The organism is Saccharothrix variisporea (assembly GCF_003634995.1).
GTDB classification, from domain to species: Bacteria; Actinomycetota; Actinomycetes; order Mycobacteriales; family Pseudonocardiaceae; genus Actinosynnema; species Actinosynnema variisporeum.
On the sequence record NZ_RBXR01000001.1, the window covers coordinates 779413 to 790880 of the forward strand.

Annotated in this window: 10 protein-coding genes; 5 read left to right on the forward strand and 5 right to left on the reverse strand. The window is 72.4% G+C overall.

Annotation, left to right across the window (positions count from 1 at the left end; all coding sequences use genetic code 11):
* Position 1: 1 nt before the first annotated feature.
* A complete protein-coding gene (locus DFJ66_RS03515) occupies positions 2 to 1285 on the reverse strand; it encodes a hypothetical protein (RefSeq protein ID WP_147459161.1) in 1284 nt (427 codons plus the stop codon).
* Between the two features lie 337 nt (positions 1286 to 1622).
* Between DFJ66_RS03515 and DFJ66_RS03520 the strand changes: the two genes are divergently transcribed.
* Positions 1623 to 2477, forward strand: a complete 855-nt coding sequence (locus tag DFJ66_RS03520; RefSeq protein ID WP_342776939.1) for an NAD(P)-dependent oxidoreductase — start codon at positions 1623 to 1625, stop codon at positions 2475 to 2477.
* On the opposite strand, the gene DFJ66_RS03525 is transcribed toward DFJ66_RS03520, so the two are convergent.
* On the reverse strand, positions 2370 to 3287 hold the full coding sequence (locus tag DFJ66_RS03525; protein ID WP_121230598.1) for an AraC family transcriptional regulator: 918 nt from the start codon (positions 3285 to 3287) through the stop codon (positions 2370 to 2372). The two genes, DFJ66_RS03520 and DFJ66_RS03525, sit on opposite strands and share 108 nt — an antisense overlap.
* Positions 3288 to 3317: 30 nt before the next feature.
* On the opposite strand from DFJ66_RS03525, the gene DFJ66_RS03530 reads away from it, so the two are divergent.
* Positions 3318 to 4049: a class I SAM-dependent methyltransferase gene (locus tag DFJ66_RS03530; RefSeq protein WP_246029562.1), complete on the forward strand. Its 732-nt coding sequence runs from the start codon at positions 3318 to 3320 to the stop codon at positions 4047 to 4049.
* Here the strand turns inward: DFJ66_RS03530 and DFJ66_RS03535 are convergent.
* Positions 4033 to 4224 carry a DUF397 domain-containing protein gene (locus tag DFJ66_RS03535; RefSeq protein ID WP_121217877.1) on the reverse strand — a complete coding sequence of 64 codons (192 nt, stop codon included), beginning with the start codon at positions 4222 to 4224 and terminating at the stop codon, positions 4033 to 4035. The two genes, DFJ66_RS03530 and DFJ66_RS03535, sit on opposite strands and share 17 nt — an antisense overlap.
* A 168-nt stretch (positions 4225 to 4392) precedes the next feature.
* The gene (locus DFJ66_RS03540; protein ID WP_170199114.1) at positions 4393 to 5241 is read right to left on the reverse strand and encodes a helix-turn-helix domain-containing protein; all 849 of its coding nucleotides are present in this window, start codon (positions 5239 to 5241) and stop codon (positions 4393 to 4395) included.
* Between the two features lie 143 nt (positions 5242 to 5384).
* Here DFJ66_RS03540 and DFJ66_RS03545 point away from each other — a divergent pair, with 143 nt between their 5' ends.
* A complete protein-coding gene (locus DFJ66_RS03545; RefSeq protein WP_121217881.1) occupies positions 5385 to 7019 on the forward strand; it encodes a hypothetical protein in 1635 nt (544 codons plus the stop codon).
* Positions 7020 to 7374: 355 nt separating this feature from the next.
* Here DFJ66_RS03545 and DFJ66_RS03550 read toward each other — a convergent pair whose 3' ends face one another.
* Positions 7375 to 9525 carry an ATP-binding protein gene (locus DFJ66_RS03550; protein ID WP_170199116.1) on the reverse strand — a complete coding sequence of 717 codons (2151 nt, stop codon included), beginning with the start codon at positions 9523 to 9525 and terminating at the stop codon, positions 7375 to 7377.
* Between the two features lie 294 nt (positions 9526 to 9819).
* On the opposite strand from DFJ66_RS03550, the gene DFJ66_RS03555 reads away from it, so the two are divergent.
* Both DFJ66_RS03555 and DFJ66_RS03560 read left to right on the forward strand, forming a co-directional pair.
* Positions 9820 to 10578 (forward strand): SGNH/GDSL hydrolase family protein, encoded by a 759-nt coding sequence (locus tag DFJ66_RS03555; protein ID WP_121217885.1) that lies wholly within the window; start codon positions 9820 to 9822, stop codon positions 10576 to 10578.
* 1 nt (position 10579) lies between these two features.
* Positions 10580 to 11431 carry an ATP-grasp domain-containing protein gene (locus DFJ66_RS03560; RefSeq protein WP_121217888.1) on the forward strand — a complete coding sequence of 284 codons (852 nt, stop codon included), beginning with the start codon at positions 10580 to 10582 and terminating at the stop codon, positions 11429 to 11431.
* Positions 11432 to 11468 lie beyond the last annotated feature (37 nt).

The window sequence follows — 11468 nt, forward strand, 5'->3', positions numbered from 1 at the left end:
GTCAGGCGGGCATACGGTGGTCGCACTCGTCCCACGGCTGGTCGGTGAAGGTCGCGCCGACCGTGATCCGGGCCGCGTAGACGAGGAACGCCCTGCGCTTGGCGGCCTCGTCGCGGTCGTCGGCGGGTGTCGGAGCCGGCTGTTCGTCGTGGGCGAGGCCCATGTAGCCCTTGGGGATGCCGAGTCCCTCGGCGATGCGCGTGAGGGTGTCGTAGTCGTCGACCGGACGGCCGGCGACGACCGCCTCCACGTCGGCGCGCGACTGGCCGGTCAGCGCCACCAGGCGGTCCAGGGACACGCCTTGGCGCAGCAGCAGCCGGTACAGCGGGGTGATCTCGCGGCGGGCCAGCGCGTCCCGGACGCCGTCCTGCTCCCACAGGTGCGGCAGCACGCCGACGGGCGGCTCGCCCCCGGTGTGCACCGCCGCTTCGACCGCGCCGGGTCCGGGCGCGCTGCGGGCCAGCCACTGGGTCCACGCCCACTCCGGTTCGTCGCCGCGCGCTCGGGCACCCGGGGTCAGGCGCAGGCCCTGCACCCCGCCCTCGGGCAGGGAGTACGCCACCGCGGTCACGTCCGGCACGCGGCAGCACGAGTCGCCCAGGATGGCCGCCATCGCGTCGCCGGGCGGACCGCCACGCCAGTACAGGTCGAGCACGTCCCCGCGTCCGACCACGCTCAGCCACGCCGCGCCCCGCCACAACGGCAGCCGTCGCAGCACGCCGCTTGCCGGGGCGAGCGGCACGTCGACGGGCACCGTTGTCAGCTCGCTCTCGTGCGGATCCGCCCTGCGCCACAACGGTTCCCCGACACCGCTGAGCCGATCCGCCGCCTGCCGCCACCGGTCCTTGGTCACGCCCAGCAGCCGGACCCGCGCCGACGTGCCCAGGACCCTCAGGTCCAGGTGCTTGCGGCCGGGCACCGGGCGCAGCCCCGGGATGCCGACGAGGTGGTCACCGACCACGCACGGCAGCACCTCGGCCAGCACGTCGTTGAGGGCGGCATCGGGGACCTCCAGCGCGACGGCGCCGCCCTCCGGCCGCACTCGCCGCACGGCCTGCGTCGACGACAACACCCTGCCACGCCGCCGGAAACCGTCCGTGGTCCGCGCCAGCGCGCACAGCCACGCGGCTTCCAGCGCCTGCTGGGGCAGGTCGCGCGCGGCGGGGACCAGCGGGTCGGAGCCCGCGCGGTCCCAGCCGCGGCGCGCCGTGTTCGGCCTGCCGCCCAGGCACCAGGCGCGCTTCCGCTCGTGCGCGGCCGGCACGCTCACCAGTTCACTCGACACGAACACCTCCGGGAACGCCGCCCGACCGGCGCTGTCACTGTCCCGGGCGTGCTCGGACCGAGCCGCTCGACTTCCTCCTGGGGATCGCGGTGCCCGCCTTCGGCGTGCTTTGGAGGCACCCACTCCGGTCGGGCGGAGGAGCCTCAGCGGTCGCCGCGGCGACCGGACGCCGAACCTACCGCCCCACGCACCCGCACCACACCCACCATCACCCGATCGTGGGACACGAACCTCTTGACCTCCAGGCCGGGGTGATGTACGCACCGCTCGTCGGGTGTGCACAGCGTGCGCACAAGCGTTCAAGACCGCGCACGGTGGGCGGAGTTAGAAACTGCGCGTGATCGGTTTCATCGGACTCGGGCTCATGGGTCAACCCATGGCCGTCAACCTCGCCAAAGCCGGACCGCTGGTCGTCTGGAACCGCACTCCCGACCGGTGCGAGCCCGTCGCGGCGGTCGGGGCGGAGGTGGCCGCCAGTGCGGCCGAGGTGTTCGCCCGCGCGGACGTCGTGGTGCTGATGCTGGCCGACGAACCCGCCGTGGACGCGGTGCTGGCGCGCGGCACGGAGGAGTTCGCCGAGCGGGTGCGGGGGCGGACCGTCGTGCAGATGGGCACCATGGCCGCCGCCTGGTCGCAAGGCCTGGAGGTCGACATCGCGGCGGCCGGCGGGACGTACGTCGAGGCGCCCGTGTCGGGGTCGCGGGGGCCGGCCGAGGCGGGCACGCTCATCGCGATGGTGTCGGGTGAGCACGTGGAGCACGTCAAGCCGGTGCTCGCGCCGATGTGCGCGCAGGTGGTCGAGTGCGGGCCGGTGCCGGGTGCGCTGCTGATGAAGTTCGCGGTCAACATCTTCCTGATCACGCTGGCCACCGGCCTGTCGGAGTCCTACGTCTTCGCCGAGGCGCACGGCCTGGACCTCGGCACCCTCACCACGATCCTCGACGCGGGACCGATGGCGTCCGCGGTGTCCCGGGCCAAGACCGCCAAGCTGCGCGACAGCGACTACGCCCCCCAGGCCGCCGCGCTGGACGTGCTGAAGAACAACCGCCTCATCGCCGAGGCCGCCCGCGCCGCCGGGGTGGCCTCACCCCTGCTGGACGTCTGCCACGCCCTGTTCCGCGAGGCCGTCGAACTCGGTCACGGCGGCTCCGACATGGCCGCCGTCGCCCACGCGATCCGCGCTCGCTCCTGAGACCCCCGCCGCCCACACGGCGGGCGTCAACCCGAAGGCCCGCTTGAACATCCGGGTGAGGTGGCTCTGGTCGGCGAAGCCCGCCGCCACCGCCACCTCGCCCAGCGGCACGCCCGCGCGGATCAGCCGCCGGGCGACGTCGAGCTGGCGCAGCGTCCGGAACCGCGTCGGGCTGGTGCCGAACGCGGCCCGGAACTGCCGGGCGACCGCCCACCGGTCCATCCCCGCCACCCGTTCGAACTCCGCCACCCGGTGCCGCCGGACGGGGTCGTCCACCAGCAACTCCCGCACCCGCCGCACCGCCTCCAGGTCGAGCGCCGCGGACCGCGCCGGACGGGCGTGCTGGGTCAACATGTCGACAACGGCGGTCGTCATCTCCACGGCCTGCACGTCGTCCAGGGGCTGGTCGATGTCCGCCAGCCAGTCCGCGACCGCCCGCGAGGCCGGCGTGGGCTCCAGCACGGGATCAGCCACGAACGGCAACGCCCGACCGCCCAACGCGTCCTGCACCAGGGCGGGGTCGAGGTAGATGATCCGGTAGTCCAACCCTTCCTCGGACCCCGCACCACCGTCGTGCGTCTCGTCCGGGTGCAACACGTGCCACCGCCCCGGCAGGCAGTGCCACGACGACCCCCGGTACCGGAACGCCTGCACCCCGGCCAACGTCAGCCCGACGGCGTAGGTGTCGTGCCGATGCGGCGCGAACGCCACCCCGCGCAACGACGCCGCCATCCGCTCGATCCCGTCCGCCCCACCCCCGAACCGAAGGCGGTAAGCGGTGCCGCGCGCGACCAGAAGTTCCCCGGCCATGGGCACACGCTAGCCGCTACGGTGGCGGGCGTGGCGAACTCGGATGATCAGTACGACGCCCTCGGCGAGGTCTACGAGCGGGCGAAGCACATCCCGACCGGTCTGGCCGAACGCGCGACCCTGCTCGCGGCGCTGCCGCCCCTGCACGGCCGGTCCGTGCTCGACGTCGCCTGCGGCACCGGCTTCTACCCGCGCCTGTTCCGCGCGGCCGGGGCGGAGCGGGTCGTCGGCGTCGACTCCTCGACCGAGATGGTCGCCCACGCCCGCCACGTCGAGCGGCGCGAGCCGCTGGGCATCGAGTACCACCAGCACGACGCGGCGTCCCTGCCCGTGCTCGGGTCGTTCGACGTGGTGACCGCGGTGTGGCTGCTCGGGTACGCCGAGGACGTGGCCGGGCTCGACGCGATGATCGCCAACCTGAAGGCCAACACCGCGCCCGGCGGCACGATCGTCGTCCTGGTGCCGAACCCGGACGCGGACTGGGCGCTGCTGGCCGACTACGGCCGCTACGGCTACGAGGTCGAACGCACCGGCCCCGCCGGCGTGCGGCAACCGGTCGTGGTGCGGGTGCTCGGAGACCCGCCGTTCAAGTTCGACTCGTTCTTCTGGCCCGGCGGGACCTTCGAAGCGGCCCTGTCCCGCGCCGGCCTCGCCGACGTGACCCGCCACGAAACCGTCGTGCCCGACGACGGCCGGGGCGACGGGTTCTGGGACGACCTGCGCCGCAGCCCCAGTTTCGCCGTGTTCAGCGCTCGCCGATAAGCCGCAGGAAGCCCCGCCAACCGGACCAGGAGAAGGCAAGGCTTTCCCCGGTCCGGTTGCGGGTGTTGCGCACGAAGGCACCGGACTCGTGGAGAGCCACCTCGACGCAATCGTCGTTGTCCGAGTAAGTGCTCTTCCGCCACAGCAATGCGGAATGTTCGCCGCCGACGACCATCCGGCACCTCTCCCCTCAGGGCCCCGACCTGGACGAGGTGACGATCAGCGTATGGCACTCGACGGTCACCGGAGAACCGCCGAGAGAGCGAGCGCCATTGCTCCGCGCTCAGCACGTGATCACGCCGAGGTGGAATGGGGTCCCGGCACCAGCGCCGGCATTGTTCGATTAGGAAGCGGGCATCTCCTCCATCAGTCGGTCGATCACGACGTCGAGCGTCTCCGGCGGCGGCGCCAACTGCTCCAGGGTGATGAACCACTCGACGTACTGGCTGACCTGCTTCGGGTTGTTCTGGACGACCGTGCTGCCCCCGGGCCACTCCAGGTAGACCACGTGGTCCTGGTCTTCGGTGGCGAACTCGAAGACCTCGAAATTGCCGCGCATGCCGCGGTGGATGCCCCGGTCGAACGTCAGCACCTGGATGGTGACGTTCGGCTGCCGGCCCCACTCCTTGATCAGCTCCAACTGCTTGCGCATCACGGCCGGACCGCCGACCCACCGCCGCAGCGCCGCCTCGTCCATGATGAAGAAAGCGCGCACCGCGTCCTCGCCGCGAAGGATGCGTTGGCGGTCCATGCGCAGCTTGACCTTGTACTCCAACTGGTCCTCGCTGGAGTACATGCGCAGGATCTCGCGCGCGTAGTCCTCGGTCTGGAGCAGGCCGGGGATGACCAGCGACTGGTACTGCCGGATCAGGGAAGTCGACGACTCGAACTCCAGCAGCGTGATCATGGCGGGGTCGAGGTTGTTCTTGTACCGGTCCCACCACACCCGCTGACGTCCGGCGCGGGCCGTCTGGACCAGGTCGTCGATGAACTCCGGCGACTCGCCGTAGAACTGGAGCAAGGCGCGCAGATCGGTCGTCGAGATGTTCACCGCGCCGGTTTCGATGCGGATGACCTTGCTCGTGGACCAGTCCAGCGCATCGGCGACTTCCCGTTGTGTGCGGCCGGCCCGGTCGCGCGCCTTTCGCAGTTCGGTGCGCAAACGGCGTTGCTGGACCACAGGGTTGCTCACCTGCGCCACAGAGATCCACCTTCCGATCCGCTCCCATGCCATCTGCTATGTGGCATATAGCCAACCGTAAGACCGCTTGGTAACGTCGTGCAAGCCGACATTGCGGACTGTCGCAGTCGGCCTCCTGGCCGGACGGAGTTCCGATGGGCAAAGAGACGTGGGTGACCGAAAGGCGAGTACTGCTCGTCATTCGCAACCTGACGTCTTTCCACCGCCTCCTCGAAGTGGTCGACGGCCTGTTCGCCGGACAGCGCGTCGCCGTGAAGTTCACCATCGACAAGGGCTCCGAATACGTCGGCGACCTGCGCAAACACCTGATCGAAACCGGTTGTGACGTGTTGCCCTGGCAGCACGCGGCCAAGATCGAGTTCGACGCGATCCTGGCCGCGCACGCCGGCAGCGCGTTGCGCCGACTGCGCGGGCCGATCTTGACCATCGCCCACGGAGCCGGTTATCCGCGCATCGTGCCCGAGACGACGGGCTCCACCAATTCACCCACCGGAGTGGCTCGCAGCCAACTGGTCCACGACGGCCGAGTCATTCCCGCAAAAATAGGGCTTTCCCACGAGGAGCAATACGCGCTCGTCGCGCGGACGTGTCCGGAGGCGCTGGAGAACTGCGTCGTCATCGGCGACCCGGTCGCCGACCGACTGCGGGCCAGCACGGCTCTGCGCGAGCGCTACCGCCGGGCGCTGCGGATCCGGCCGGACGAGCGGCTGGTGCTGGTGACCTCGACCTGGGGGCCCAACTCGGCGCTGGCCGCCGGTCCCGACCTGCCGCAGCGGCTGCTCGCCGAACTGCCGCTGGGCGGCTACCGGGTCGCCTTGGTGCAGCACTGGAACATCAGCCAGGCGCACTCGCGGTACGAGGTCGCGCAGCAGTTCCGCGACGGCACCCGGTGCGGGCTGATCACCATCCCGCCGCACCGCGGTTGGCAGGCCGCGCTCCTCGCCGCCGACCTGGTGGTCGGCGACCACGGTTCGGTCACCTTCTACGGGGTGGCCCTGGGCAAGCCGCTGCTGCTGGCCAGTGACGGCGGCTGCGAGGTGGACCCCGCGTCGGCCAACGCGGAGGTGTGGCGCAAGGCCCGCGCGCTGGACCTCGACGCGCCCCTGCGCCCGCAGGTGGAGTCCGCGCTGGAAGACGGTGGCGACCCGGCGCTGCGGGCCATCACCGACCGGGTCCTGGGCCGTCCCGGCGAGGGGAAAGCGCTGGTGCACCGGGTGTTGTGCGCGATGATGCGCATGCCGGTCCCGACGACCCCGCCGGTGGAGCCGGTGGAGCCGCACCGCGTGCCCCCGCGCGAGCCCGTCGGGGCGCAGGTCGTCACCGCCTCGCTGCGGTTCCCCCGCAACATCACGCTGGAGCGCTTCCCGCACCTGCTCAGCGCCCGGCGGCCGGACACCGACACGGCGCCGATGCTGGTGGTGGACGAGTCGGTGGTGGACCCCACGGTCCGCCACAACGCCGACATCGTGGTGCGCAACGAGGTGGCCGAGGACCCGAGGGGGTGGGTCAAGGCGAAGCTGGCGGAACACCCGGGCGCGGCGATCGCGGCGGCGGCCACGGAATCGGGCTCGGTGGTGGGCTTCCGCGACGAACCGGCGGTGGACGTGCCGGACGTCGGCCCCTCCACCGCCGCCTGCGCCCTGCACCACTGGGTCAGCCTCCGCCGCCGACGACCACCGCGGAAGGGGGCGGCCCTGGTCGTCCACGACAACGATGTCGCACACTTCGTGCCACTACCGGCAAGGCCGCCGACGGCCCACGCGTCCTAGGGCGTGTCCTGCGGATCTTTCTCATGATCGTGTGCAGATGATGGTGTGTGGTGGGACGTGGTGAGCTGACGGACAAAGCGTGGGCGGTGATCGCGCCGTTGCTGCCCGCGCAGTGTGGGCAACCTTCCCCACCCCGGGGCAGGCCGGCGACAACCCGCAACTGCTGCCGCTGCTCGACGACATCCACGACATCGCCCTGGACGGGCGGCGGGTGCGGGCCGGGCGGATGATCGCCGACAGGGCCCATGCCCACCCGAACACCCCCACCGCGTTACGGCCGCGACGGGTCAAGCCCACGAATCCCGAACGCACAAACCAGACCCGCAGGACAGGCCCTAGCCGCCCGCGCCCGCGCTCAAGCGCTCGGGCCGAACCAGCTCAGGACCTCGGCGCTGCGGGGGTTGCCCGCGTCCCGGTACAGCTCGAACAGGCGCTCGGCGGAGTGCCGGAACAGGTCTTCGTCCTGCTGTTCGCGGGCGACGACGACCATGACCTCCAGGGCCTGCGCTTCCTTCACCGGCTGGCGGCGCGACCGGGTCGTGGTGATCGCGGCGGTCAGGACGCGGCGGGCGTCGGCGACGCGGCGCAGTGCCTCGTAGGCGCGGCCCAGGGCGATGTGCACGCGGGCCGTGGACATCTCGTCGCGCAGGCGTTCCAGCAGGCGCCGCGCCTCCTCCAGCACGGGCAGCGCCAGGGCGGCCTTGCCCGCGCGCACCAGGGCGTCGCCGAACTGGTAGGCCTGCACGCCGATCGCGCGCGGGTCGCCCAGCCGTCTGCTGATCACCAGGGCGGACTCGAACTCGCGGGCCGCGTCGTCGTAGCGCTCCTGCTCGCGCAGCAGCAGCCCGTAGGACTCGTGGACCATCGCGCGTCCCAAGCCGTTGTCGGCGATCACGCGCTCGGCGCGGGACAGCTCCACCCGGGCCGCCTCGAACTCGTGCAGCTCGATGTGCGCCCGCGCCAACTGGTTGCGCAACCGGCACTCGGCGGCGCGGTCCCCGACCTCGGCGGCGGAGTCCACCCCGATGCGGTGGGCGTCGATCCAGTCCGAGTAGTGCTTCCGGCTGTGGTAGAAGGCCCACAGCGCCTCGCACAGCTGCCAGGCGGCGGTGTGGTGGCCGATGCGCGCCGCCAGCCGGACGGCCGCCAGCAGGTTGGTGCGCTCGGTCTCGAACCACTCCATGCCCGACCCGGCGTCGAACGGGTGCGGCCACGGCGCCAGGTCGTGCCGGGCCAGCCGCCACCGCGCCGGGCCCAGCACCGCGTGGTCGGCCGCCGCCGCCCCGAGCAGGTACCACTCGACGGCCCGCCGCTCCACCGCCGCGCGCTCGTCCTCCCCGTCCCGCTCGGCCTGGTGCGACGCGTGCAGGCGCACCAGGCCGTGGAAGCGGTAGCGGTCGGCGGTGTGCTCCTCGACCAGGTTCACGCCCCGCAGCACCGCGAGCTGCTCCTCCGCCTCGGCCACCGTCGTGCCCGCCATCGCCGCCGCCACGCCGGCGTCGAAGTCACCGCCCGGGTGCAGGCCCAGCACCCGGTACATCCGCCGCGCCGCCGGGGACAGGTCGTCGTACGCCGCGTCGAAGACGTGTTCCACGAGGTTCTCCCCCTCTACGGACAGCCTGCTGAGGCGCTTGCGGTCGTCGGACAGGTGCTGGGCGTAGCGCGCCACGGTCCAGCGCTCCAGCCGGCCCAGTTCGGCGCCGACCACTTTCAACGCGATCGGCAGCCCCGCGCACAGGTCGACTAATCGGCGGGTGGCGGAGGGTTCGCGGCTGATCCGGTCGTCGCGGACCATGTGCGCCACCAACGTCGTGCCGTGCTCTTCGTCCAGCGGGCGCAACTCCACCGCGTGCGCGCCGTCGATGGCCAAGCCGCTGAGCCGCCGCCTGCTGGTGGCCAGCACGACGCTGCCCGGCGAGGTCGGGACCAGCGACCGGACCTGCGCGGCGTGGTCGGCGCCGTCGAGCACCACGAGCACGCGGGAGCGGGCGGTCAGGCTGCGGAACAGGGCGACCCGCTCGGGCAGTTCGGGCGGGATGTAGTCCCACGGCACGCCGAGCGCGCGCAGGAACGCGCCGGCCACGTCGGTGACGGCGATGCCGCCGTGGTGGCGGTAGCCGTCGAGGTCGGCGAACAGGTGCCCGCCGTCGAACCGGTCGGCGTGCCGGTGTGCCCACTGCAAGGCGCACGCGGTCTTGCCGACGCCGGCCATGCCGCTGAGCACGACGATCGCCGCGCCACGCCCGCCGCCGCCGGCCGCGACCTCGATGCGGTCGATCTCGCGCTGCCGGTTGACGAACCCGTGCGGCGCGGGCGGCAGTTGGCGGGGCCGCTTCATCCGGGCTGGTGCCGCCGGGCTGATGACGGTGACCTCGTCGATCACGTTGGCCTGGACCACCCCGCCGAGCACCGGTGCCGAGACCTCGTTGCGCGCGAGCCGCGTGGCCGGCTCGCCGCGCGCGGACAGGGCGCTGAGTGCCGCTCGCGAGCTCATGTCCGGTTTCATCGGCGTCTCCCCGGCCCGGGTGCCGCCCAGTATCACACCTGCCGGGTCGGGCCGGCAGGCAATTGGCGGCCGATGTGACCGCATCGCCGTACTCCGCAACGTTTCGCAGCGTGGCGGATGTGTCACCCGAACGGCGGTCCACGCTGGTAGGAGCGTGGTTTTCGGCGAAACGCGTTGCACCGCGGGTACAGGTGCATCGGCAATTGTTTCGCATTCTTCGTCACCGCTCCCGCCACCGGACCCGCGCAAGCGAAGCCATATGCTGAGTGTCGTTCATGGACGGTGGGAGGGCGTGTGCGGTACGCGGCGATCGGGGACAGTTTCACCGAGGGGGTCGGTGACGAGCGGCCGGACGGGTCGCCGCGCGGGTGGGCGGACCTGGTGGCCGAAGGGCTCGCCGCGGCGTTGGGCGAGCCGGTGTCCTACGCGAACTTCGCCGTGCGGGGGCGGTTGTTGGAGCCGATCGTCACCGAGCAGCTCGAAGCGGCGTTGGCGCTGTCGCCCGCGCCGACCGTGATCACCCTCAACGGCGGCGGCAACGACATGATGCGGCCCGGGATGGACGGGCGGCGGTTGGCCGAGCTGACCGAGCACGCGGTGCGCCGGTGCCAGGAGGCCGGGGTGCGGATGGTGCTGCTCAGCGGCGCGGACCCGTCGCAGCGGCTGCCGTTCGGGCGCACCATCCACCAGCGCGGCGTGGAGCTGACGGCGGCGGTGAAGGAGATGGCCGCGCGGTACGACCTGACGGTGGTCGACATGTTCAACGACGCCGAGATCCGCAAGCCCGGCTACTGGTCCCCCGACCGGCTGCACCTCAACGCGGCCGGCCACCACCGCGTGGCGGCGCACGTCCTGACCGCGTTGGGCCACACCACCCCTTCGGAGCCCCTGGACCACGAGCCCGAGGTCCGCCGCCTGCTCACCGAGGCCCGCTACTACCGGCAGCACGTCCTGCCGTGGTTGAGCCGCCGCCTGCGCCGCCGCTCCTCGGGCGACACGGTGACCGCGAAGCACCCGACGTGGACGACCGTCGACGCCCGACCGCGGGTGTGACGTGCTGATCGTCCCCTCCGACCCGCTGCGCCCCCGCCGCCCCGACGAGCACTTCGCCCCGGAGGCCGACGCCGCCCGCGAGGCCGGGGTCGAGGTCGCCCTGGTGGACCACGACGCCCTGGCCCGTCCCGACGAGGCCGTCCGGCGGGTGCCGGCGGGCGAGGCCGTGTACCGGGGTTGGATGATGTCCGCCGACCGCTACCAGGGCTTCGCGGACGCCCTGGCCCGGCGGGGCGTGGTGCTGCGGACGAGCGCCGAGGACTACAAGCGGGCGCACGAACTGCCCGGCTGGTACGCCGACCTGGCCGCCGTCACCCCGGAGTCGGTGTGGACGTCGGGCGACGAGCGGGAGGCGTTCGACCGGGCACGCCAGGAGCTCGGCTCGGGACCGGCGGTGCTGCGCGACTACTCGAAGTCCATGAAGCACCACTGGGACGAGGCCGCGTACATCCCCGACGTGGCCGACGCGGCGGCGGCGTGGGCGGTCGCACGGCGGTTCCGGGAATTGCGCGACGACGACTTCACGGGCGGTTTCGTGCTGCGCCGGTTCGAGGAGTTCACCTCCGCCGAGGTGCGCACGTGGTGGGTGGACGGGGTGTGCCGCCTGGTCGGCCCGCACCCGGACACCCCCGACAGCCCGGTCCCCGACCCGGACCTCTCCGAGATCGGGCCGCTGGTCGCGGGCCTGCGCCTGCCGTTCGTGACGGCCGACCTGGTGCGGCGGGCGGACGGCCGGTGGCGGGTGGTGGAGGTGGGCGACGGGCAGGTGAGCGACCGCCCGCGCTCGGTCGCGCCGGAAGTGCTGGTCAGGGCGCTCATCCAGGAGCGGGAGACCCTTCCGCCGATCGGGTGAAAGCGGCGGGTGACGTCACCGACACGTAACGCAGGTC